Origin of the sequence: Streptomyces sp. WAC05374 (genome assembly GCF_004353505.1) — a bacterium.
Taxonomy (GTDB): domain Bacteria; phylum Actinomycetota; class Actinomycetes; order Streptomycetales; family Streptomycetaceae; genus Streptomyces.
The window spans coordinates 174,158-196,966 of record NZ_SMNQ01000006.1 but is presented as its reverse complement, the minus strand read 5'-3'; the positions used below and the strand labels follow the sequence as shown (position 1 = coordinate 196,966).

Genomic DNA, 22,809 nt, shown 5'->3' with positions numbered 1-22,809 from the left:
GGCACACCGGAGGCGCATACACGGGCAAGGGACTCCCCTCGTGGCCCCCTGCCCGTGTTTTTTCGAGTTAACAGTGACGTAGAGTGCCTGCGCAAGTCTGCTTCTGATGCGGGAGTGGGATGCTCCACTTTGTCGCGGATGCAAAGACGCCGACGTTCTGTGTCGATTACAGTACGAGCCCGTTGACCGAACTCGAACATCGCGCAACGTGGGGACCCGGATGGACAACGCCGAACAGGGCTGGAGCGAGCGGCGCCAGCCCGAACTGCGCACGTTGCAGCAGAAGGTCGAGTACATGGTCGAGAAGACCTTCCCGGGTCAGAAGGTCTCCGGGCGGATGTTCGCGGACCTGGTGAAACAGCGCGGCGGCTCCCTCTCGCACAGCTATTTCTCCAACATCCTGGCCGGGAAGGTGACCCACCCCTCCGAGGACATCCTCAAGGCGCTGGGCCTCGGGTTCGGCGTCGACTGGCGGTTCTTCAAGGACGAGTCGGAAGTCGTCGACGACGTCGTCGCGGGGCTGCAATTCCTCGCGAAACGGCGCACCGGGGAAATCAGCGGAGTGGCCGCGCGGGGCAACGACGAGGACGGCATTCCGGCGGAACTGCTGGAGTTCGCCCTCTCCCTCCTGGAGGAGAGCAAGGGCGGCCGGGAAAGCCGGGACAGGGACTCCGGCCAGGAGGCGCCGGGCCGGTAAACTCGCGGATCATCACGAGGGCAAGAGGCACCCCGAGGGCAAGAGGCACCCCATGTCCATGCGCGAACTGCGCAGAGAGTGCGAAGCCGGACTCGCCGACCTCCCCATCCCGGCCCCGTTCACCGTCGAGGGGCTGGTGGCCAACATGGAGGCCGCCCGGGGCCGCACCATCGTCCTGCGGGAGCTGCCCGACCGCCTCGCGCGCGTCAACGCCGCCTGCGGGCTCCGCCTCACCTCCGGCACGACCAGCTTCGTGCTGTACCGCCGGCGCCCCACCGCGTACCAGACGCAGCACGTCATCCTCCACGAGCTGTGCCACGAGTGGTTCGACCACGGCACGTCCCTGGACGCCGAGCAACTGCGCCGCCTGCTGCCCGTCTTCGACACCTCGCTGATCTCCCGGGTGCTGGCGTCGGGCGCCACCGTGCAGGCCCGGGCGCAGTACGACACGCACGACGAGCGGGTGGCCGAATTCGGCGCCTCCCTCATACCCCGGATGGCCCGGGACGTCACCAGTGATGACATGGTGGGACGGCTCGCCAACTCCCTTGCCCGGCCCGTCGCCCACAGGCGGCGCGGCCTCTTCCGACGTCGTCCCAAGGATTCCGCGTGACCGCGCTCGACCTCGCCGGCTACCTCATAGCCGGCCTGATGACTGCCGTCGCCCTGTGGCGCATGCCGGCCGCCCTGTGGGGCGACGAGGAGGACCGGCGCAGACGGGCGCTGTGGGGCTGTTACGCGGGCTTCGCCGCCGCCCTGTGGACCAAGACCCGGGCCGTGCGCACCGGGCTCAACAACAGCCCCGTCGTGGACCTCGCCGTCCTGATCAAGCACTACACGGCCACCGTCGCGATCCTCGCCATCCTCAGTTACATCGTCGCCATCTACGGGCACTACCCGGAGGGCGGGACCGTGCCCCGGCACGTGCGGTTCGCGCGGGTGGTCCAGCAGGTGGCGACCAAGGCGTCCGTCGCGACGCTGGTCCTGCTGACCGTGCTGTTCTTCACGGTGGTGGACCGGTCGGTACCCTCCGACCGGTTCGTCTCCGACCACGCCGGGCAGTGGGGCGCCACGCTCTACATGAGCGTGTTCTACCTGTACTTGGGCGCCGCGTCCGCCGTCTGCGCGTACCAGTGGGCGCTGGCCACGGGCAACGCGCGGCTGCGGCACCTGCGGGTGGGGCTCGGCATGATGACGGCGGCCATGTTCATCGGCGTCGGCTACACCGTCAGCCGGACGCTGTTCCTGTGGATCAGCGTCGTGCGCACCCCGAGCCACGGCTTCGCGCAGACCTTCGACAAGGCCACGGAGCTGGCGCAGATCGTGCTGTTCGCGCTCTTCGCGGTGGGCGCGTCGATCCCCGCCTTCAGCACGGGCTGGCGGCGGGTGAAGCTCTGGCGGGCACAGGCGCGGCTGCACCCGCTGTGGCGCGCGCTGATGACCGCGTTCCCCGACCAGCCCTTCGAACCGCCCGCCTCGCTCGCGCGGGAGCTCACCCGGTTCGACACCCCGGCCGACCTGCGCGTCGACCGGTGGGCGGCCGACATCGCCGACGCCGTGGAGAAGCTGCGGCACTACGTGCCCGACGGGCTCGTCGACGCGGCCACGGCCGCCGCGGGCGGGCCGGGCCCGCTGGCCGACGCGTACTGGATCAAGGCGGCGCTGGCCGCCAAGGCGGGCGGCGCGCCCGCCGGGAAGGCCGCGGCCATCGAGCCGAAGCACGCCACCGACCAGGACGACGAGGTGGCGTGGCTGGTCCGGGTGGCGGCCGCGTACCGGACCGCCGACGACGACCGGGCGCGGGCTCTGCTCACGTCCCTGGAGCAGGACGCATGACGCTCAGCGCCACCGGGACGGCCGCCCGGACGGTCACCGATGTCTTCCAGCCCCGCAACGTGCTGCTCGTCGGCATGCTCGCCATCGGCTGGGCGGCGGCCGGGCACTGGAGCGGCCTGCTGTGGGGGTTCCTCGGCGCGCTGTGCGCGGGGCTGATCCCCGCCGGGTACATCGAGTGGGAGCGGGGCCGCGGCACCTGGGGCGACCGGCACGTCGTCGACCGCACGAAACGGGCGCCGATCTTCTTCGTGATCCTGGGCTCCATCGGCACGGGCTCGCTGGTCATGGTGCTCGGGCACGCCCCGCGGGGCATCCTGCTGGCGATGCTCGCGCTGTGGGTGATGACGGTCGGGCTGCTGGCGGTCAACACCGTCTGGAAGATCTCGGTCGACTCCGCCGTCGCCTCGGCCGTCGTGGCCCTGCTCGCGGTGGTCCACTCCCCCTGGTGGCTGGCCGCGTACGCGATGACCGTCGCCGTGTGCTGGTCCCGGGTGGCGCTGCGGTACCACACGGTGGCGCAGACGGTGGCGGGCGCGTCGCTGGGCGCGGCGACGGCGGCGGCGGCCCTGCTGATGTGAGCCGTCAGCCGGTGGCCAGGAGCTCCGCCAGGAACGCGTCCAGCTCCTCGACGCGTTCCTGGCCCGCCGGCACCTGCTCGTAGGTGCCGGCGAGGAAGCGCCACAGCGACGGCGCCCACACCGTGAACACGGCGGCGTGCAGCAGCTCGATGCGCAGCTCCTCGCGGGTGCCGTTGAGCACCGGCCACATCCGTACGTCGCCCTCGCCGACCGGGTGCGCCATGCCGTCCCGCAGCATGTCGCGGTCCAGCCGCCACTCGGCGTACACGAACCCGGCGTGGGTGAAGCCGACCGTGACCGCGTACGGGTCGCGTGCGTCGTAGGTCAGGTGGGCGAGGACGGGGAGTTCCTGGCCGTCCGGCGAGAGAAGCCGCATGAAGACCTTGTCGCGCAGGACCGCGTCCATGTCGTTCCTCCAGGGGGATGAGTGAGGTCGGCCCCCTCTCAGGTGCCCCGGGAAACCCGAGTAATGCGGGTGACCGGGGGACGCGGTACTCCGGTCGGCGGCACATCACCCTGCGGCGGGTCCGGCCTGTTCATACCGTGGCTGAATGATCGTCAGTTCCTTGGTGGCCGCCGCCCTGCTGCTCCCGCCCGCGCCCGTCGCCCCGCCGCCCGTCGAGCCCGTGCCGCCGCCGGCCGCCGTGCCCGTCGACCCGGCGGTCCTGCACCGCCCCGGCACCCAGGTGCGGCTGCCGCCCGGGGTCGCGGCGCCGCCCCGGGTGTCCGCCCGGTCCTGGCTGGTCGCCGACGCCGCCACGGGCGCCGTCCTCGCCGCCCGCAACGCGCACCGGCGCCTGCCCCCGGCCTCCACGCTGAAGGCGCTCTTCGCGCTCACCGCCCTGCCCGGCCTGCCGCCCGACCGGCAGCACACGGTCAGCGAGCACGAGCTGCGGGGCATCGGGGACGGCAGCAGCCGGGTGGGCGTGCGCGAGGAGGTCACCTACCGGGTCGCCGACCTGTGGCGGGGGGTCTTCCTCAGTTCCGGCAACGACGCCGTACGGGTGCTCGCGGGACTCAACGGCGGCTGGGCGGAGACGGCGCGGAGGATGCAGGCCACGGCCCGCGCCCTGGGCGCCCACGACACCCGGGTGGTGTCCCCCGACGGGTACGACGCGCCGGGCCAGGTCTCGTCCGCGTACGACCTGGCGGTCTTCGGCCGGGCGGGGCTGCGCAACCCGGACTTCGCCCGTTACGCCGGCACCGCGTACGCCAAGTTCCCGGCCGGGCGCTGGTCGTACGACATCCGCAACACCAACCGGCTGCTCACCGGCGCCGACGGCGTACGGCGCTACCCGGGCATCCTCGGCATCAAGAACGGCTACACCACCAACGCCGGCCACACCCTGATCGCCGCCGCCCGCAAGGGCCCCCGCACGCTGGTCGTGTCGGTGATGAACCCGCGCCGGGGCGGCGCCCACGCCGTGTACGAGGAGGCCCGCGACCTGCTCGACTGGGGCTTCGCGGCGGGAGCCGCGGCCCGCCCGGTGGGCTCCCTGCTCCCGCCGCGCGCCGCCGCCCCGGTCCGGGCGGCGGCCCCGCCGGCCCCGGCCCCGCCCGCCGCGCCGCGCACCGCCCGGTCCGTGCCGCCGACGGCCGCCGTCTCGGTCGCCTCCGTCCCCGACGACGGGCCGCGCCTGCTGCTGCCGCTGACGTTCGTCGGCTCGGCCTGCCTGGCGGCGGCCACCCTGTGGCTGGTGCGGCGGCGCACCGAACGGTGAGGCCCGTACCGCCCGGGGAGGAGGTCCGCGACACTGCCTCCATGACGCCCATCCCCGTGATCCTGGACTGCGACCCCGGCCACGACGACGCGTTCGCCATCATGCTGGCCGCCGCCCACCCCGCCGTCGAGCTGCTGGCCATCACCACCGTCGCCGGCAACGCGAGCGCCGAGAAGACCGCCCTCAACGCGCGGCGCGTGTGCACCGTCGCCGGGATCCGGGGCGTGCCGGTGGCCGCCGGGCTGGCGCGCCCCCTGCACGGGACGGGCATCGTGGCCGGCGACATCCACGGCGAGTCCGGGCTCGACGGCCCCGGGTTCGGCGAACCGACCGTCCCGCTCGACCCGCGCGACGCGATCACGCTGCTGCGCGAGACGCTGCTCGCCCACCCCGGGCCCGTGACGCTCGTCCCGACCGGGCCGCTCACCAACGTCGCCGCGTTCCTGCTGGCCCACCCGGAGCTGGCCGCCGAGCGGGTCGGGCGGATCGTCCTCATGGGCGGCTCCACCGGGCGGGGGAACCGCACACCGGCCGCCGAGTTCAACATCGCCTCCGATCCGGAGGCCGCCGACATCGTGTTCTCCAGCGGGCTGGACGTCACGATGATCGGCCTGAACGTCAGCCACCAGGTGCCGGCCGCCCCCGACGTCCTCGCCCGCCTGGAGGCGCTCGGGACGCCCCTGGCGCGACTGTGCGTGGAGCTGCTGACGTACTTCGGCACCACCTACCGCGAGGTGTTCGGCTTCGAGGCGCCGCCCCTGCACGACCCGCTGACCGTGGCCCACCTCATCGACCCCGAGCTGATCACCACCGTCCGCGTTCCGGTCGCCGTCGAGCTGACCGGCACCCACACGCGGGGCGCCACGGTCGTCGACCTCGACGGGGTCACCGGCCGCCCCGCGAACGCCCGCGTCGGCACCGCCGTGAACGCCCCCGCCTTCTGGGACCTGATCATCGACGCCGTCCGCCGGCTCGGGTGACTACCGGCGCAGCGCCCACTTCTGCACGGACTCCAGCGGCCCGGCGGGGAAACGGCGCAGCCACAGCGTGGAGAACACCAGCAGCACCACCGACACCGCGGCCCACAGCCCCATCACCCACCACGGCCGCCAGGGCGCCCCGAGCGTGGACGCGAGGCCCAGCCCGATGCCGTACGCGACGAGCGCGCACAGCACGTTCTGGAGCACGTACCCGGACAGCGCCATCCGCCCCACCGACGTCAGGGCGTCCATGAACCGCCCCGGCCGCCGGACGCGGTCCACGACCGCCCCGATCAGCCCGATGTACCCGACCGCCGTCAGCGGAGCCGCCCCGTACCGCCCCAGCAGGAAGAAGTCCGGGCCGGCCAGCGCCACCGCCGCGCTCAGCGGCACGCCGAGGCCCAGCCCCCACGCCAGCATCCGTGCCCGGATGCGCCGCGCCGCCTCGTCCGCCCCGAAGGCGCCGGCCCGGAAGAGCCGTACGCCCAGCAGGAAGAGGAACAGCAGCAGGAAGAACGTCAGGACCGGCTCCAGGCGCAGCGCGATCGCGTTCTGGAGCCGGAAGGCGATCTGGTCCGCCCAGCTCCCGTGCGCGTACAGGTCGACGACCTGCGGCGAGACCGCGCCGCCCGCCGGGGGTGCCGTCGCCAGGGCCAGCGTCAGCAGTCCCATCACCGTCAGGTGCAGCCCGGCCGCCCACCACATCACCCGCCGCCACGCCCGCTCCGAACGGGTCAGCAGCCAGGCGACGAGCAGCGCGGTCACGGCGTAGCCCATCAGCACGTCCCAGGCGAAGACCAGCACGAAGTGCACGGTGCCCTCGCCGAACAGGAACAGCGCCCGCCACCGGTACCGGCCGGGCCAGGGCTGCCCGCGCCGGGCCGCCGAGGCGTACTGGATGGCCAGCCCGGCGCCGAACAGGATCGTGAGCATCGACAGGAACTTGCCGTCCGCCAGCAGCCGGAACACGCTCTCGGCGGCGCCCGGGACCGAGCCGAACGAGGTGTCCCCGAGGGTGCCCTGGAGGACGCCCCACTCGGCTCCCGGTCCGGTGAACACCCACACGTTGGTCATGAGCGTCCCCAGGATCGCCACCCCCCGCAGCACGTCGAGGAGGGCGAGCCGTCGCGTGGCGGTGGGTGTGGGAGCACGAAGGGTCTGGGTCATGCCTCCAGCGTCCCGGCGGGGCGCGCCGGAATCGTCGTGACCGCAGACGAATCCGCGCTACATCGAAGGATGTAGGAGGTGGGCGTACGCGCGCGGGTGGGCCGCCAGGTACGCGCCCAGGGTCATCGGGGCGTGGCCGGTCAGGCGCCGCACGGTGTCGGTGACGGTGCCCAGCTCGCCCGTGGCCATCGCCTCGTAGGAGGTCACCCAGCCGGTGACCTCCCAGTGCTCGGCGCCGTACCGGGCGCGGGAGGCGTAGGCCTCGGCGCGGGTCTCGGGGACGTAGGAGACCGGGCGGCCGGTGACGCGGGTCAGCTCCTCCGCCACCTCCGTCAGGGTGAGGGCCTCCTCGCCGGTGATGTCGTAGGTGGCGCCGTCGTGTTCCGCCTCCCCGAGCAGCACGGCCGCCGCGCAGTCGGCGATGTCCTCGTGGGCGACCGCCGCGACCCGGCCGTCGCCCGCCGGGCCGCGGATCACCCCGTCCTCGCCCGCCATGGCGGGGAGGGCGGCGAGGTACCAGCCGTCGCGCAGGAAGGTGTGCGGCACGCCCGCGGCCTCGATGTACCGCTCGGTGTGCCAGTGGTCGCGGGCGAAGGTGAACGTCGCCTGCGGCGCGGCGCCCAGGAAGGACAGGTACACGATCCGCCCGACGCCCGCCGCGAGTGCCGCGTCGACCGCCGTGCGGTGCTCCTGGATGCGGTCGGGGGCCTCGTGCGCGGACACCAGGAACAGCGTGTCGGCGCCGTCCAGGGCGCGGCGCATCGCCTCGCCGTCCCCGTAGGGCGCGGGCGCGGCGCGCACCGCGCCCGGCAGGTCCGGCAGCCGGGACGGGTCACGGCCGAGCAGCCGGGTCTTCAGGCCCTGGCCGGCCAGGCGGCGGGCGACCCGGCCGCCGACGCGGCCGCTCGCCCCGGTCACAGCGATCACGGATGACATACGGCCGAGTCTGTCAGCCGTGGACCTCCGTCACCTCCAGCACGCGCGCGGTGATGCGCCCGTCCGGCGTACGCCCGGGGTCGGCCAGGTAGGCGCGGTAGGCGTCCTCGGACGGGAAGGTGAGCAGGTGGACCTCCGACAGGCCGTCGGCGGTGCGCAGCCGCCGCTCGAGCCGGCCGCCGTGACGCGGGAGGAGGGACAGCACCCGCTCCTCGTACGCCAGCGCGTCCGCCGCCGCATCGGCCGGGAAGTCCAGGAGCACGGCCAGCCGGAACAGCGGCCCGGCGGACGGGTCGAGGGACTTGAAGAAGTGGACGTCCACGTTGCCGCCGGGGATGCCCTCGGAGCACCCCGTCTCGACGTACCCCAGCCGCCGGTAGAAGTCCGGTGCCTGGAACGAGAACGACGACACGATCATGCGGTCGCAGCCGCGCCGCCGCGCCTCCTCCTCCGCCGCCCGCATCAGCCGTGTGCCGAGCCCGGTCCCCCGCTGGTCCTCGCGGACCCAGAGCATGCTGATGCCGCCGAGGCCGCCCCACGTCCAGCCGGTGAGGCCGCCGGTGATCCCGCCCGCGTCGTCGGTGGCCCGTACGGACAGCTCGGCCTCGTCGCTCGCCCCGGTGGCGGCCCGGTTGAACGCCGTCAGCTCCTTGTCGAGGCGCTCGGACAGTTCCTTGTCCTCGCCGCCGACCGTGATGGTCACTTGTCCTCCAGGTCGCCTTCGGTCTCCAGGTACACCTGCCGCAGCGCTTCAAGGACCCGCGGGTCGGGCTTCTCCCACATGCCGCGCGACTCGGCCTCCAGGAGCCGCTCGGCGATGCCGTGCAGGGCCCAGGGGTTGGCCTCCTGGAGGAACGCCTTGTTCTCCGGGTCCAGGACGTACGTCTCGGTCAGCTTGTCGTACATCCAGTCGGCGACGACGCCGGTCGTGGCGTCGTACCCGAACAGGTAGTCCACCGTCGCGGCCAGTTCGAACGCGCCCTTGTAGCCGTGGCGGCGCATCGCCTCGATCCAGCGCGGGTTGACCACGCGGGCGCGGAAGACGCGGGAGGTCTCCTCGACGAGGGTGCGGGTGCGGACGGTCTCGGGGCGGGTCGAGTCGCCGATGTACGCCTCGGGGGCGGTGCCCTTGAGCGCGCGGACGGTGGCGACCATGCCGCCGTGGTACTGGAAGTAGTCGTCCGAGTCGGCGATGTCGTGCTCGCGGGTGTCGGTGTTCTTGGCCGCCACCGCGATGCGCTTGTACGCGGTCTCCATCTCGGTGCGCGCCGGGCGGCCCTCCAGGCCGCGCCCGTAGGCGTAACCGCCCCACACCGTGTACACCTCGGCGAGGTCGGCGTCGGTGCGCCAGTCGCGCGAGTCGATGAGCTGGAGGATGCCCGCGCCGTAGGTGCCCGGCCGGGAGCCGAAGATGCGGGTGGTGGCGCGGCGTTCGTCGCCGTGCTCGGCGAGGTCGGCCCGCGCGTGGGCGCGTACGAAGTTGTCGGCGTCCGGCTCGTCGAGCGAGGCGGCGAGCCGGACGGCGTCGTCCAGGAGCCCGATGGTGTGCGGGAAGGCGTCCCGGAAGAAGCCCGAGATGCGCAGGGTGACGTCGATGCGGGGGCGGCCCAGTTCCGCGAGCGGGATGGGCTCCAGGCCGGTGACGCGGCGTGAGGCGTCGTCCCAGACGGGGCGGATGCCGAGCAGGGCGAGCGCCTCGGCGACGTCGTCACCGGCGGTGCGCATCGCGCTGGTGCCCCACAGGGACAGGCCGACGGAGGTGGGCCATTCGCCGTTGTCGGTGCGGTACCGCTCCAGGAGGGAGTCGGCGAGGGCCTGGCCGGTCTCCCAGGCGAGCCGGGAGGGGACGGCCTTGGGGTCGACGGAGTAGAAGTTGCGGCCGGTCGGCAGGACGTTGACCAGGCCGCGCAGCGGTGAGCCGGACGGTCCGGCGGGGACGAAGCCGCCGTTCAGGGCGTGGACGGCGTGGTCCAGCTCGTTGGTGGTGGCGGCGAGGCGCGGGACGACCTGGCGGGCGGCGAAGTCGAGGATCGCGGCCACCTGCTCGCCGTGACCCTCGGCGACCCCGGCGACGGCCGCCGGGTTCCAGTCGGCGGCCTCCATCGCCTCGACCAGGGCACGTGCCTTCGCCTCCGCCTCGTCCGCCGTGGTGCGGGTGGCGGCGGACTCGTCCAGGCCGAGGGCCTCGCGCAGTCCGGGCAGGGACTGGGTGCCGCCCCAGATCTGGCGGGCGCGGAGGATGGACAGGACCAGGTTGACCCGCTCGGGGCCGGCCGGGGCGCCGCCCAGGACGTGCAGGCCGTCGCGGATCTGGGCGTCCTTGACCTCGCACAGCCAGCCGTCGACGTGGAGGAGGAAGTCGTCGAACCCGTCGTCGTCCGGGCGGTCCTCCAGGCCCAGGTCGTGGTCGAGCTTGGCGGCCTGGATGAGCGTCCAGATCTGGGCGCGGATGGCCGGCAGCTTGGACGGGTCCATGGAGGAGATCTGGGCGTACTCGTCGAGGAGCTGCTCCAGGCGCGTGATGTCGCCGTACGACTCGGCGCGGGCCATCGGCGGCACCAGGTGGTCGACCAGCGTGGCGTGGACGCGCCGCTTGGCCTGGGTGCCCTCGCCGGGGTCGTTGACGAGGAACGGGTACACGAGCGGGATGTCGCCGAGCGCGGCGTCGGGGCCGCAGGCGGCGGACAGGCCCGCGTTCTTGCCGGGCAGCCACTCCAGGTTGCCGTGCTTGCCGAGGTGGACCATGGCGTCGGCGCCGAAACCGCCGTCGGCGGCCGGGGTGGCGATCCAGCGGTAGGCGGCCAGGTAGTGGTGCGAGGGCGGCAGGTCAGGGTCGTGGTAGATCGCGATCGGGTTCTCGCCGAAGCCGCGCGGCGGCTGGATGAGGATCAGCAGGTTCCCGCGCCGCAGGGCGGCGAGCACGATGTCGCCCTCGGGGTTGCGCGAGCGGTCCAGGAACATCTCGCCGGGCGCCGGGCCCCAGTGTTCCTCGACCTGGTCGCGCAGCTCCTTGGGCAGGGTGGCGTACCAGCGCTTGTAGTCGGCGGCCGGGATGCGGACGGGGTTCCGGGCGAGCTGCTCCTCGGTGAGCCAGTCCTGGTCGTGGCCGCCGGCCTCGATGAGGGCGTGAATCAGCTCGTCGCCGTCCCCGGAGACCAGGCCCGGCAGGTCCTCCAGGGGCCCGAAGTCGTACCCCTCCTCGCGGAGCCGGCGCAGCAGCGCGACGGCGGAGGCGGGGGTGTCGAGGCCGACGGCGTTGCCGATGCGGGAGTGCTTGGTGGGGTACGCGGACAGGACCAGCGCAAGGCGCTTGCCGGCGTTGGGGATGTGGCGCAGCCGGGCGTGGCGCACGGCGATGCCGGCGACGCGGGCGGCGCGCTCGCTGTCGGCGACGTACGCGGGCAGGCCGTCGGCGTCGATCTCCTTGAAGGAGAACGGGACGGTGATGAGGCGGCCGTCGAACTCGGGGACGGCGACCTGGCTGGCTGCGTCGAGCGGCGAGAGGCCCTCGTCGTTCTCCTCCCAGGCGGCGCGCGAGCCGGTCAGGCACAGGGCCTGGAGGATCGGGACGTCCAGGGCGGCGAGCGCGCCCGCGTCCCAGGCGTCCTCGTCGCCGCCGGCCTGCGCCTCGGCGGGCTTGGTGCCGCCCGCCGCGAGGACGGTGGTGACGACGGCGTCGGCCATTCCCAGGCGCTCCAGCAGCTCCGGCTCGGGGGCGCGGAGGGAGGCCACGTACAGGGGCAGGGCCTGGCCGCCGGCGTCCTCGATGGCGTCGCACAGGGTGTGGACGAAGGCGGTGTTCCCGCTCATGTGGTGGGCGCGGTAGTAGAGCACGGCGACCGTGGGGCCCGTGGTGTTCCGGGCGGTGCGCTCCAGCGGGCCCCAGGTGGGGGCGGCGGCCGGGGGCTCGAAGCCGTGGCCGGTGAGCAGGACGGTGTCGGACAGGAACCGGGCGAGCTGCTCCAGGTTGTCCGGTCCGCCGTGGGCGAGGTAGGCGTGCGCCTCGGCGGCGATGCCGATGGGGACGGTGGAGGTCTCCATGAGCTGCGCGTCGGGGGCCTGTTCGCCGGTGAGGACCACGAGCGGCCGGCCGCTCGCGCGCAGCGCGTCGAGGCCCTCCTCCCAGGCGCGGATGCCGCCGAGGAGGCGGACGACGACCAGGCCCGCGCCGTCGAGCAGGGCGTCCAGGTCCTCGAGCGGGAGCCGGGCGGGGTTGGCGAACCGGTACGCGACGGGGCCGGCGGCGGCACGGGCGCTGAGCAGGTCGGTGTCGGAGTGCGACAGCAGCAGGATCGTCGTCGCCTCGGGCGTGGTGGCGGGCGTCATCGCGTGCGCAGGCCTTCCTCGGGGTGTCCGCGCCCCGGGTGGTCGTAGGACGGCGGGAGTTCCTGACTCGTCCGCGTCGGCGGACTCACAGTGGCGGGACCGCGCCGGATTCCCACCGGGCTTCCTCCCTAGGGCCCTGGGACCCTGTGCCGTCTGCATAGTAGAGGCTGCGCGTATGCTCGCCGCCATGCCGCCCAGCTCACCAAAGCCCCAGGACCGGGGCGAAGCTCACATACGGGACCGCGGTGACGCCTGCCCGGGTGCGCTGCGGCTGCACCAGGCCGACGACGGCGCCCTGGCGCGTCTGCGCCTGCCCACCGGAGTGCTGACGGAGCGTCAAGTCCGGTTGCTGGCGGACGCCGCGGACCGGCTGGGCGACGGGCACCTGTCCCTCACCTCGCGCGGCAACATCGAACTGCGGGGGCTGGGCGCGAGTTGCGGCGCCGGGCTGGCGGACGTCCTGCGGGAGGCGGGCCTCCTCCCCTCCGAACGGCACGAACGCGTACGGAACATGGTCGTCTCGCCGCTCGCCGGGCCGGAGGTGCAGTCCTGGGCCGCGCGCCTGGACGCGCTCCTGTGCGCCGAGGACTGGACGCCGGAATTGTCCGGCCGCTTCCTGTTCGCCGTGGACGACGGACGGGGAGACGTGGCGGCCCTGTCCCCCGATGTGACGTTGCTCGCAGCCGGGGACGGCACCGCCCTGCTGCACGTCGCCGGCCGGACGTACCGGGTGGCCGCCGCCGACGCGCCGCGCGCCGCGCTCACCGCCGCCGCGGCGTTCCTGGCGGCCGCCCGGGCCGCGGGCACCGGCGCGTGGCGGGTACGGGAGCTGCCACCGGGGCAGGACGTGGACGTGACGGGACACCTGGAGCGGGCGGCCCTCGCGGCCGAGCCCGTCCCGGACGCCGTACCGCCGGCCGGCGCGCCGCCCCAGCCCGGTCTGGCCGGCGACGGCACGGTCTGCGTGCTCGCCCGCCTGGGCCGGGTGACCACGGCGCAGTTCCGCGCCCTGCTGCCCGCCGCGGAGGTGCGGGTCACCCCGTGGCGCGGCTTCGTGCTGCCGCACTTCGCCGACCGCGCGGCGGCCGAGGAACGGCTGGGCGCCCTCGGCGAGGCCGGGTTCATCACCCGGGCCGACTCCCCCTGGACCGGCGTCACCGCGTGCACCGGGCGCCCCGGCTGCGCGAAGTCCCTGTCCGACGTACGGGCGGACGCGCGGCCCCGCGAGGGTGCGCTGCCCGTCCACTGGTCCGGCTGCGCCCGCCGCTGCGGCCACCCGCAGGGCGCGTGGACCGACATGGTGGCGACCGGTGAGGGCGCGTACCGGATGACCGTACAAGGATCGACGAAATGAGCGAGAGCAGAGTGTTCGACTACGAGAAGGACGGGGCGGAGATCTACCGCCAGTCCTTTGCCACGATCCGCGCCGAGGCGGATCTCGCGGACCTGCCGGCCGACGTCAGCCAGGTCGCCGTGCGGATGATCCACGCCTGCGGCATGGTCGACCTCGTCCGCGACCTGGCGTACACGCCCGGCGTGGTGGCCCGCGCCCGCGAGGCGCTGCGCGCCGGCGCGCCGATCCTGTGCGACGCGCAGATGGTCGCCAGCGGTGTCACGCGCAAGCGGCTGCCCGCCGGCAACGACGTGGTGTGCACGCTCTCCGACCCGTCGGTGCCCGCGCTCGCCGCCGAGCTGGGCACCACCCGCAGCGCCGCCGCGCTGGAGCTGTGGCGCGACCGGCTCGAAGGGTCGGTCGTCGCCGTGGGCAACGCCCCCACCGCGCTGTTCCGCCTCCTGGAGATGATCGAGGCGGGCGCGCCGCGCCCGGCGGCGGTCATCGGCATACCGGTCGGGTTCATCGGCGCGGCCGAGTCCAAGGACGCCCTGGCCGCGTTCCCGGGCCTGGAGCACCTGGTGGTGCGGGGCCGGCGGGGCGGCAGCGCCATGGCGGCGGCGGCGATCAACGCGATCGCCCACGAGGCGGAGATCCAGGCATGAGCGGCAAGCTGTACGGCGTGGGCCTGGGCCCCGGCGACCCGAACCTGATGACGGTGGCGGCGGTGAAGGCCATCGCGGCCGCCGACGTGATCGCGTACCACTCGGCCCGGCACGGCCGGTCGATAGCGCGCTCCATCGCGGCCGAGCACATCCGCGAGGACCACGTCGAAGAGCGCCTGATGTACCCGCTCACCGTGGAGACCACCGACCACCCGGGCGGCTACCGCGGCGCGCTGAACGACTTCTACGAGGAGGCGTCCGCGCGCCTGGCCGCCCACCTGGACGCGGGCCGCACGGTGGCCGTCCTCGCCGAGGGCGACCCGCTCTTCTACGGCTCCTACCAGCACATGCACAAGCGGCTGGCGCACCGGTACGACACCGAGGTCATCCCCGGCGTCACCTCGGTGAGCGCCTCGGCGGCCCGCCTGGGCAAGCCGCTGTGCGAGGCCGAGGAGATCCTGACGATCATCCCCGGCACCCTGCCCGAGGAGGAGCTGACGGCCCGCCTGGCGGCCACCGACTCGGCGGTCGTCATGAAGCTCGGCCGCACCTTCCCGGCGGTCCGGCGCGCCCTGGAGCGGGCCGGGCGGCTGGACGACGCCCACTACGTGGAGCGCGCCACGATGGCCGGCGAACGCACCGGCGCCCTCGCGGACGTCGACCCCGAGTCGGTCCCGTACTTCTCCGTGGCGGTGCTCCCCTCGCGCGTCGACTCCGGTCCGGCCGCGCCCGAGCGGGGCGAGGTCGTGGTCGTCGGCACCGGCCCGGCGGGCCCCCTGTGGCTGACGCCCGAGACCCGGGGCGCGCTCGCCTCGGCGACCGACCTGGTTGGCTACACCACCTACCTGGACCGGGTGCCGGTGCGCCCCGGCCAGCAGCGGCACGGCTCGGACAACAAGGTCGAGTCGGAGCGCGCCGAGTTCGCCCTGGACCTGGCCCGGCGCGGGCGCCGCGTGGCGGTCGTGTCCGGCGGCGACCCGGGCGTGTTCGCCATGGCCACGGCGGTCCTGGAGGTCGCCTCCCAGGCCCCGTACCTGGACGTCCCGGTCCGCGTCCTGCCGGGCGTGACCGCCGCGAACGCCGCCGCCGCCAAGGCGGGCGCCCCGCTGGGCCACGACTACGCGACGATCTCCCTGTCCGACCGCCTCAAGCCCTGGGACGTCATCGCCGAGCGCCTGCGCGCGGCGACCGCCGCCGACCTGGTCCTCGCCCTCTACAACCCCGGCTCCGCCAGCCGCACCTGGCAGGTCGCCAAGGCCCGCGAACTGCTCCTGGAACACCGCGCCCCGGACACCCCGGTGGTCGTCGCCCGCGACGTGGGCGGCCCCGAGGAGTCCGTCCGCGTCCTGCCGCTGGCCGACCTGGACCCGGCGGAGGTCGACATGCGCACCCTGCTGCTCATCGGCTCCTCCCAGACCCAGGCGGTCCGGCGGGGCGACGGCGACACGGTGGCCTGGACACCCCGCAGGTACCCGGAGGCGTGATCCCGCCCGGGGGCCGGCGTCCCGCCCGACGCCGGCCCCCGGGCGCGGCCCCCGCGTCAGCGCCGCTCCACGAACGCCCTGCCCTGGTGCCCCGCGTCGGCCGAGCAGGACCGCTTCTCGGCGTCGGTCATCTTCCGGGTCTTCACCACCACGGCGTTGCTCTTGCCGTCCGTGCCGTTCTTGGCGGGCCCGGTGATGGTGTCCGGGACGAACCAGTAGTAGTGCCCCCACTTGGGGCTGTCGTAGTGGGTCTGCCAGGTGCCGGAGACCTTCTGCATCACCTGGGCCCGCGAGATCCAGCCCACTTCACCCGGCTTGACCGTCATGTTCAGCGAGCTGCTCTCCGAGTGGGTGCTCGACCAACTGTGGCTGTAAGTCGCCGTCACGCTCAGGTCCACTATCCCCGCGATCTTGCCGCCCGCGGTGACCGAGACACCCAGCGAGTCGGTCGACCCGACGGTGTCGTCCCACGTCATGCTCTGCGTGGCGTCCGAGCTGGAGCAGTTGTACAGCGAGTCGGACACCTGGTGGAACGCCCCGAGGTACGCCTCCCCGAGCTTCGGCTCGTTGAACGTGCACTTGCCCGCACCGGACGCGCAGTCCGCCAGGAGCTCGGGCTTCGTCGGCTGCTCGCCGGCGGACGCGGGCAGCGCCCCGGCCAGCGCCGCCCCGCAGACCACGGCCACCACGGCCGCCGCACGACTGCCGTACCGCCCGACGCGGTTCATCGTCATCTCTTCGTACCTCTCACACGTGCATGGGGGGCCGGCGCACGGACGCACTGACGTACGACCCGTACGCCGCCTGATGTGCGGGTGATGGTGGCAGTGGCCCACCGAACGGGCCGTGATTACCAGCCGAATTGCTGCGGCGGGGAACCGATGTCCCCTCACCGTCCTCCGCGCGTCCTCGCCCACGTTCCCCACCTGGCGCTCTTACCGGGCGTCATGCCAGGGCCACCCATTTTTCGCAGTTCCGCACGAGCCCCCGCCCTGGACGCTAAGGTTCCGGAAAGGTAGATGTGTGACGCACCACACACTTTTCACCGGCTGCCGGGGTGCGTCCCGGGGCGGCTGTGCGTATGGGGGGCCGCATGCACACGATGGTCAAGGGCGCCAATGTCGGCCTGTCGGCGCTCAGTGCGGACGTCGGTTCCGTGACGGTGGGCCTGAGCTGGAGCAGCAGCACCGGTGAGGGTGACGCGGACGTGTCCGTGCTCCTGCTCGACGGCACCGCAAAGGTGCGCAGCGACGCCGACTTCTACTTCTACAACAACCCGGTCGCCGCCGACGGCAGCGTGCAGCTCCTGGGCAAGACGCCCACCGCCGACGGCAGCGAGGACCGGATCAGTTTCGATCTGGACGCCGTACCGTCCGACGTCCAGCGGATCATCGTGGCGGCCAGCCGGTACGACGGGGCGCACTTCGGTGAACTCGACGACCTCTGCCTGTCGCTCGTCGACGGTTCGGGCGAGGGACTGGTCCGGTTCCCCGTCGAGGACGCCGGTGTGGTGAGCGCCTTCATCTTCGGCGAGTTCTACCGCCGGTCCGGCGACTGGAAGTTCCGCGCCGTGGGCCAGGGGTACCACTCCGGGCTGGTCGGTCTGGCGACGGATTTCGGTGTCGACATCGAGGACGACACGGAGGAGACCGGCCCGGAGCCGGAGGCGGCGAGCGGTCCGGCGCCGGCCGTGGTCACCGGACCGGCGCCCGTCCCCCCGCCCCGGGCCGCCGAGGCCGCCCCGGCGGGGACGGACGAGCCTCCGGCGGGCACGGGCGGGACGAGGAAACCCGCGCGGCCGCGCACCGCGAAGAAGAAGGTGACCCTCCCGAAGACCACCAGGAAGTCCCTCGCCGAGAACGAGTCCTGGAGGAGCGCCCGGCTCTTCCCCGTCACCGCGCTCAAGAGTGACCGGGAACGCGAGAACCGGGCCACGTCGGTCCTGCTCTCGGTGATGGCGCAGGTACCGGAGTTCGGCCGGCGCCTCACCGCCGGCTTCGGAGCACCGGCCGGGCGGATGGAGACGTACACGGAAGTGTCCCTGCCGCACGGCGACTCCCCGAAACGTCCCGACGGCGTCATCCGCGTCGAGCGCGCCGGGAAGCTGTGGACCGCTCTCGTCGAGACGAAGACGAACGGCAACCCCCTCAGGTCCGAGCAGGTCCAGGCGTACGTCGACATCGCCGCCCGGCGCGGCTACGAAGCCGTGATCACGCTGTCCAACGACGTCGCCCTGGAGGGCAGCCCGCTGGTCGAGGTCAAGATCGACGGACGGCGCAAGCACAAGGTGGCGCTCTGGCACCTCTCCTGGGCCGAAGTCGCCCACCAGGCACAGATGCTGATCCGGCACGAGGGCGTGGGCAACGCCGCGCACGCATGGCTGCTGCACGAGCTGCTGCACTACCTCCAGCACGACAACTCGGGGTGTCACGGGTTCCAGAACATGGGATCGGCCTGGGTACCGGTGCGGAACGGGATCGACAACGAGACCCTGTGCCAGGGTGATGCGCGGGCCACGGAGGTCACCGAGAGCTGGGAACGGCTGATCAGGCAGGTGTGTCTGCGGCTCGGTGGTGAACTGGGCCGGAAGGTGCTGCCCGTACAGCGCGCCAAGCGCGGTACGGACCCCCGTACCCGGCGTGCCGAGATGGCGGACCGGCTGTGCCTGGAGGGACGGCTGCACGCCGAGCTGCGCATGGAGGACACCCAGGGGACCCTCGCCATCACGGCGGATCTGCGCACGGGCAAGCTGCGCACCTCGATCGAGCTGCCGGCCGCCGAGCACGGTTATCCGCTCACCAAGGCCAAACGCCTGCTCCGCCAGTTGGTGGCGGCTCCGGCGGACCTGCACATCGAGACACTGGTCGCGGGCCCGGGAGCGGGCCCGAGGGGCACCCTGGAACGGCTGCGCCCCGAACCGGCCGACATCCTGCCGAAGGACGGCGCCGAGATCGTCGGCTTCCGGCTCTCGCTCTTCAAAAGCATGGGGACCGGCCGCGGCTCCGCCGAGAGCGGGTTCATCCGCAGCGTGGACGAGGCCGTGGACCGCTTCCACGCTCAGGTCGTCGCCCACCTGGACCGACGCGGCGCCCACCGCGTCCAGGACGAGGAGCCGGTGGCCGACCGCTGACGCGGCCGCCGGGGCGTGGGGGGCCGGCCCCTCAGCCCGCGGCCGGGCCCGCCAGCCGGAGGGCCCAGGTCGCCGCCTCCTCGGGGGTCGTCGCGACGGGGACGCCGGCAGGGGCGGGTGGGCGGCGGACCAGGACGACCGGGATGTTCGCCTCGCGGGCGGCCGTCAGCTTGGGGGCCGTGGCCGCGCCGCCGCTGTCCTTGGTGACCAGCACGTCGATGGCGTGGCGGCGCAGCAGTTCGCGCTCGCCGTCCAGGGTGAAGGGGCCCCGGTCGAGGAGGACCTCCATGCGCGGGGGGTACGGCGGCTCCGGGGCGTCCACGGAACGGACGAGGAACCAGGCGTCCGAGACGTGGGCGAAGGACGCGAGGCCCATCCGGCCCGTGGTGAGGAAGACGCGCCGCCCCAGGGTGCGGGCGGTGTCGGCGGCCTGCGTCAGGCTGTCCACCGGGTGCCAGTCGTCACCCTCCACGGGGGCCCACCCGGGCCGGCGGAGAGCCAGCAGGGGAACATGGGCGTCGGCGGCCGCACCGGCCGCGTGGGAACTGATCGTGTCCGCGAAAGGATGGGTGGCGTCGATGACCGCGTCCACCTGGTGCTCGCGCAGCCAGCGCGCCAGGCCCTCGGCGCCGCCGAACCCTCCGACGCGCACCTCGCCCGGCGGCAGCTTCGGCGCGGCGACACGGCCCGCGAGCGAGGTCGTCACGCGCACGGTGCCGTGGAGGGACTCGGCCAGGCGGCGGGCCTCGGTCGTGCCGCCGAGAAGGAGCAGGTGCACGGTGACGGTCCATGGGTGAGGCGACGGGTGGGCGCAGCGCCCAACTCAAGCACACCGGCCTGCGGCACGGCTGGACGACCGGGGCGTGCGCGACGGCGGCGACGACCGCCGCGTACACCGCCCTGCTGACCGGGGACTTCCCCGACCCGGTGACGATCACGCTGCCGAAGGGGCAGACCCCGGCGTTCGCGCTGGCGGCGGAGGAGCTGACCGGCGCCTCCGCCATGGCGGGCGTCGTCAAGGACGCCGGGGACGACCCCGACGTGACCCATGGGGCGCTGGTGCGGGCGACCGTACGGGTGCTGCCCGCCGGTTCCGGTGTGGTGTTCCGCGCGGGGGCGGGCGTGGGTACCGTCACCCGGCCGGGGCTGCCCCTGGAGGTGGGCGAGCCCGCGATCAACCCGGTGCCGCGCCGGATGATGCGCGAGCACGTCGCAGAGGTCGCGGACGCCCACGGCGGCACCGGGGACGTCGAGATCACCGTCTCGGTCGACGGCGGCGAGGAGATCGCCCGCTCCACCTGGAACCCCCGCCTGGGCATCCTGGGCGGGCTGTCCGTCCTCGGCACGACCGGGATCGTCGTGCCCTACTCGTGCTCCGCCTGGATCGACTCCATCCGGCGCGGCGTGGACGTGGCGCGGGCGGCGGGCCGCACCCATGTCGCCGGGTGCACGGGCTCGACCTCGGAGCGCACGGTCACCGCCCTGTACGGGCTGCCCGAGGACGCCCTGCTGGACATGGGCGACTTCGCCGGGGCGGTCCTCAAGTACGTACGCAGGCACCCCGTGGACCGGCTCACCGTCTGCGGCGGGTTCGCCAAGCTGTCCAAGCTCGCGGCGGGCCACCTGGACCTGCACTCGGCGCGCTCCCAGGTCGACAAGGGCTTCCTGGCGGAGCTGGCCCGCCGCGGCGGCGCCGACGAGGCCCTGGCGGCCGAGGTGGCGTCCGCCAACACGGGGCTGGCCGCGCTCCAGCTCTGCGCCGCGGCCGGTGTCCCGCTGGGCGACCTGGTGGCCGTGGCCGCCCGCGACCAGGCGCTCGCGGTGCTGCGCGGCGCGCCCGTCGCGGTCGACGTGGTGTGCATCGACCGGGCGGGCACGGTGGTGGGGCGCAGTGAACCCCGGGGCGCTCAGCAGGTGTGACGGTCGCGCTCCGGCGAGTACAGGTGGCTGTCGCGGAACTGGGTCGCCGCCAGGGTGCGGCCCACCAGGATGACCGCCGTGCGGGTGATGCCGGCCTCCTTGGTGGCGGCGGCGATGTCGGCGAGCGTGCCGCGCAGGATCACCTCGTCGGGGCGGCTGGCCATCGCGACGACGGCCGCGGGGCAGTCGGCGCCGTAGTGCGGGGTCAGCTCGGCGACGACCCGGTCGACGTACCGGGCGGCGAGGTGCAGCACCAGCAGGGCGCCGCTGCGGCCCAGCGTGGCCAGGTCCTCGCCCTCGGGCATGGCGGTGGCCTGCTCGGCGATCCGGGTCAGGATCACCGTCTGGCCCACGGTCGGGACGGTCAGCTCCCGCTTGAGCGAGGCGGCCGCGGCGGCGAACGCCGGGACGCCCGGCACGACCTCGTACGGGATGCCCGCCGCGTCCAGCCGCCGCATCTGCTCGGCGACCGCGCTGAAGACGGACGGGTCGCCCGAGTGGAGGCGCGCGACGTCGTGGCCCTCCTCGTGGGCGCGGACCAGCTCGGCGGTGATGGCGTCCAGGTCCATGCGGGCGGTGTCGACGAGCCGGGCGTCCGGCGGGCACTCGGCGAGCAGCTCGCGCGGCACCAGCGACCCGGCGTACAGGCACACCCGGCAGGAGGCGAGGATGCGGGCGCCGCGCACGGTGATCAGGTCGGCGGCGCCGGGGCCCGCCCCGATGAAGTAGACGGTCATCCTTCTGTCTCCTGCTTGGTTGCGGACCATTGGGTGACCGGCATGGCCTGGCGCCAGCCGGTGAAGCCGCCCACGGGCACGGCGTGCGCGACCGCGAGCCGGACCAGTTCCCCGCCGTGGCGCCGGTACCGGTCGGCGAGCAGCGCCTCGGACTCGAGGGTCACGGTGTTGGCGACCAGCCGCCCGCCCGGCCGCAGAGCCGCCCAGCAGGCGTCCAGCAGCCCGGGCGCGGTCAGCCCGCCGCCGATGAACACCGCGTCGGGGGTGTCCAGTTCGGTGAGCCCGGCCGGAGCGGCGGCCGTGACCACCCGGAGGCCGGGGACGCCGAGGGCGGCGGCGTTCCGGGCGATCCGCTCCGCCCGCTCGGGGGAGCGCTCGACGGTGACGGCGCGGCAGGTGCGGTGGGCGCGCATCCACTCGATGCCGATGGAGCCGGAGCCGCCGCCGACGTCCCACAGCAGTTCGCCGGGCGCGGGCGCCAGCGCGGCGAGCGTCGCGGCCCGCACATGCCGCTTGGTGAGCTGGCCGTCGTTCTCGTACGCGGCGTCCGGCAGCCCCGGAACGGCCCCCAGGCGCAGGGCGCCCGGCTCGCGTACGCACACGACGGCGATGACGTTCAGCGGGTCGCCGGGCGGGTGGGGCCAGTCGGCGGCGGTGCCGGTCAGGTGGTTCTCGCGGTCGGACCCGAGCTGTTCCAGCACGGTGAGGCGGCTCGGCGCGAAGCCCCGCTCGCGCAGCAGCCCGGCCACCTCGCCCGGGGTCGACGCGCCCGCGCTCAGCACCAGCAGCCGCCGCCCGTCGTGCAGCGCGGCGGCCAGGGAGGCGAGCGGGCGCCCGACGAGGGTGACGGTCTCGGTGTCCTCCAGCGGCCAGCCGAGGCGGGCGCACGCGTACGAGACGGAGGACGGGTGCGGCAGGACGCGCAGCTCCCCGGGACCCACCGTTTCGGCCAGGGCGCGGCCGATGCCGTAGAACATGGGGTCGCCGCTGGCGAGGACGGCGACCCGGCGGCCGTCGCGGCGGTGCTCGGCCAGCAGCCGGGGGACGGCGGGGCGCAGCGGGGACGGCCAGGCGACGCGCTCGGCGGCGCAGTCGGCGGGCAGGAGGGCGAGCTGCCGGTCGCCGCCGATGACGGCGTCGGCGGCGCGCAGGGCCGCCCGGGAGGCGTCGGGGAGCCCGGCCCAGCCGTCCGCGCCGACACCGACGACGGTCACGGGCTCGGGGCTGACGGGTACGGGTCCGGGGCTGCTCACGGGCTGGAACCCTACCCGCCGGTCGCGGAGCCCTAGGGTCGGGGGC

The 22,809-nt window shown here is 74.1% G+C and carries 20 protein-coding genes and 1 riboswitch; of the genes, 11 read left to right on the top strand and 9 right to left on the bottom strand.

Going from position 1 to position 22,809, the window contains the following annotated elements:
* Positions 1-220: 220 nt before the first annotated feature.
* From E2B92_RS15015 to E2B92_RS15000, 4 genes are read left to right on the top strand one after another with little or no spacing between them, the layout of a single operon-like run.
* On the top strand, positions 221-697 hold the full coding sequence (locus tag E2B92_RS15015) for a hypothetical protein (RefSeq protein WP_126888573.1): 477 nt from the start codon (positions 221-223) through the stop codon (positions 695-697).
* 52 nt (positions 698-749) lie between these two features.
* Positions 750-1,310 (top strand): toxin, encoded by a 561-nt coding sequence (locus tag E2B92_RS15010; RefSeq protein ID WP_126888572.1) that lies wholly within the window; start codon positions 750-752, stop codon positions 1,308-1,310.
* Positions 1,307-2,533 (top strand): MAB_1171c family putative transporter, encoded by a 1,227-nt coding sequence (locus tag E2B92_RS15005; protein WP_126888571.1) that lies wholly within the window; start codon positions 1,307-1,309, stop codon positions 2,531-2,533. The genes E2B92_RS15010 and E2B92_RS15005 overlap by 4 nt, the downstream gene beginning before the upstream one ends.
* Positions 2,530-3,111 carry a hypothetical protein gene (locus E2B92_RS15000; RefSeq protein WP_185923742.1) on the top strand — a complete coding sequence of 194 codons (582 nt, stop codon included), beginning with the start codon at positions 2,530-2,532 and terminating at the stop codon, positions 3,109-3,111. Before E2B92_RS15005 ends, E2B92_RS15000 begins: the two co-directional genes overlap by 4 nt.
* 4 nt (positions 3,112-3,115) lie before the next feature.
* On the opposite strand, the gene E2B92_RS14995 is transcribed toward E2B92_RS15000, so the two are convergent.
* Positions 3,116-3,517 (bottom strand): SsgA family sporulation/cell division regulator, encoded by a 402-nt coding sequence (locus E2B92_RS14995; RefSeq protein WP_126888569.1) that lies wholly within the window; start codon positions 3,515-3,517, stop codon positions 3,116-3,118.
* A gap of 145 nt (positions 3,518-3,662) precedes the next feature.
* On the opposite strand from E2B92_RS14995, the gene E2B92_RS14990 reads away from it, so the two are divergent.
* Entirely contained in the window at positions 3,663-4,832 is a 1,170-nt protein-coding gene (locus E2B92_RS14990; RefSeq protein ID WP_133087558.1) for a D-alanyl-D-alanine carboxypeptidase family protein, read from the top strand.
* A gap of 41 nt (positions 4,833-4,873) precedes the next feature.
* Complete coding sequence (locus E2B92_RS14985; protein ID WP_126886355.1) at positions 4,874-5,812, top strand: nucleoside hydrolase; 939 nt, start codon at positions 4,874-4,876, stop codon at positions 5,810-5,812.
* Here the strand turns inward: E2B92_RS14985 and E2B92_RS14980 are convergent, their stop codons facing one another.
* The 4 genes from E2B92_RS14980 to cobN are packed head-to-tail and all read right to left on the bottom strand — an operon-like array spanning position 5,813 to position 12,241.
* On the bottom strand, positions 5,813-6,979 hold the full coding sequence (locus tag E2B92_RS14980) for a DUF418 domain-containing protein (protein ID WP_126886353.1): 1,167 nt from the start codon (positions 6,977-6,979) through the stop codon (positions 5,813-5,815).
* A 57-nt stretch (positions 6,980-7,036) separates the two neighbouring features.
* On the bottom strand, positions 7,037-7,915 hold the full coding sequence (locus tag E2B92_RS14975) for an SDR family oxidoreductase (RefSeq protein ID WP_126886351.1): 879 nt from the start codon (positions 7,913-7,915) through the stop codon (positions 7,037-7,039).
* 13 nt (positions 7,916-7,928) lie between these two features.
* On the bottom strand, positions 7,929-8,618 hold the full coding sequence (locus tag E2B92_RS14970) for a GNAT family N-acetyltransferase (protein ID WP_126886349.1): 690 nt from the start codon (positions 8,616-8,618) through the stop codon (positions 7,929-7,931).
* Positions 8,615-12,241, bottom strand: a complete 3,627-nt coding sequence (gene cobN, locus E2B92_RS14965; protein ID WP_126886348.1) for a cobaltochelatase subunit CobN — start codon at positions 12,239-12,241, stop codon at positions 8,615-8,617. The genes E2B92_RS14970 and cobN overlap by 4 nt, the downstream gene beginning before the upstream one ends.
* 36 nt (positions 12,242-12,277) lie before the next feature.
* A riboswitch (cobalamin riboswitch) is annotated at positions 12,278-12,405 on the bottom strand.
* A 23-nt stretch (positions 12,406-12,428) separates the two neighbouring features.
* Here cobN and E2B92_RS14960 point away from each other — a divergent pair.
* The 3 genes from E2B92_RS14960 to E2B92_RS14950 are packed head-to-tail and all read left to right on the top strand — an operon-like array spanning position 12,429 to position 15,723.
* Positions 12,429-13,595: a cobalamin biosynthesis protein CobG gene (locus E2B92_RS14960; RefSeq protein WP_235023823.1), complete on the top strand. Its 1,167-nt coding sequence runs from the start codon at positions 12,429-12,431 to the stop codon at positions 13,593-13,595.
* On the top strand, positions 13,592-14,239 hold the full coding sequence (locus E2B92_RS14955; RefSeq protein ID WP_126886344.1) for a precorrin-8X methylmutase: 648 nt from the start codon (positions 13,592-13,594) through the stop codon (positions 14,237-14,239). Before E2B92_RS14960 ends, E2B92_RS14955 begins: the two co-directional genes overlap by 4 nt.
* On the top strand, positions 14,236-15,723 hold the full coding sequence (locus E2B92_RS14950; RefSeq protein WP_126886342.1) for a precorrin-2 C(20)-methyltransferase: 1,488 nt from the start codon (positions 14,236-14,238) through the stop codon (positions 15,721-15,723). Before E2B92_RS14955 ends, E2B92_RS14950 begins: the two co-directional genes overlap by 4 nt.
* A gap of 56 nt (positions 15,724-15,779) precedes the next feature.
* On the opposite strand, the gene E2B92_RS14945 is transcribed toward E2B92_RS14950, so the two are convergent.
* Positions 15,780-16,457, bottom strand: coding sequence for a hypothetical protein (locus E2B92_RS14945; protein ID WP_126886340.1), 678 nt, complete (start codon positions 16,455-16,457; stop codon positions 15,780-15,782).
* Positions 16,458-16,816: 359 nt separating this feature from the next.
* On the opposite strand from E2B92_RS14945, the gene E2B92_RS14940 reads away from it, so the two are divergent.
* Entirely contained in the window at positions 16,817-18,853 is a 2,037-nt protein-coding gene (locus E2B92_RS14940) for a TerD family protein (protein WP_126886338.1), read from the top strand.
* 31 nt (positions 18,854-18,884) lie between these two features.
* Here E2B92_RS14940 and E2B92_RS14935 read toward each other — a convergent pair whose 3' ends face one another.
* Positions 18,885-19,631 (bottom strand): cobalt-precorrin-6A reductase, encoded by a 747-nt coding sequence (locus E2B92_RS14935; protein WP_126886336.1) that lies wholly within the window; start codon positions 19,629-19,631, stop codon positions 18,885-18,887.
* Positions 19,632-19,642: 11 nt separating this feature from the next.
* Between E2B92_RS14935 and E2B92_RS14930 the strand changes: the two genes are divergently transcribed.
* Entirely contained in the window at positions 19,643-20,773 is a 1,131-nt protein-coding gene (locus E2B92_RS14930; RefSeq protein WP_126886334.1) for a cobalt-precorrin-5B (C(1))-methyltransferase, read from the top strand.
* On the opposite strand, the gene cobM is transcribed toward E2B92_RS14930, so the two are convergent.
* Complete coding sequence (cobM, locus tag E2B92_RS14925; RefSeq protein ID WP_126886332.1) at positions 20,761-21,510, bottom strand: precorrin-4 C(11)-methyltransferase; 750 nt, start codon at positions 21,508-21,510, stop codon at positions 20,761-20,763. The genes E2B92_RS14930 and cobM overlap by 13 nt on opposite strands.
* Positions 21,507-22,763 carry a precorrin-6y C5,15-methyltransferase (decarboxylating) subunit CbiE gene (gene cbiE, locus E2B92_RS14920; RefSeq protein WP_235023822.1) on the bottom strand — a complete coding sequence of 419 codons (1,257 nt, stop codon included), beginning with the start codon at positions 22,761-22,763 and terminating at the stop codon, positions 21,507-21,509. Before cbiE ends, cobM begins: the two co-directional genes overlap by 4 nt.
* Positions 22,764-22,809: the final 46 nt, after the last annotated feature.